The following is a 314-nucleotide window of genomic DNA, read 5'->3' as shown; positions in this document are numbered from 1 at the left end:
TCGGAGTCCGAACGCCGATACCTGTTGTGTGATGCCACCTGTGAGGCGTGGTTCGAACGTGACGGCGAGGTCATCGGCTGCGGTCGAGTGACGCGGGTGATCAGCCGTCGGCTTCGTCGTGCGCTCGAGCACCGCCACCCCAGCTGCGCGGTCCCCGGTTGTGGGGCCACCCGGGGTCTTCATGCACATCACATCATTCACTGGGAAGACGGCGGTTTAACCGAGCTGGCCAACCTCGTGTTGGTGTGTCCGTATCATCACCGGCTGCACCATCGCGGCATCATCACCATCAGCGGACCCGCAGACGCTCTGAT

The 314-nt window shown here is 63.4% G+C and carries 1 protein-coding gene; it reads left to right on the top strand.

Going from position 1 to position 314, the window contains the following annotated elements:
- Positions 1–314, top strand: a 314-nt coding sequence (locus AC5Y43_RS25000) for an HNH endonuclease signature motif containing protein (protein ID WP_499977313.1), incomplete at both ends; no start/stop codon positions are given.

The organism is Mycobacterium sp. NGS57 (assembly GCF_059812405.1).
The sequence above is the reverse complement of the archived record's forward strand: the minus strand, read 5'-3'. Positions and strand labels throughout refer to the sequence as shown.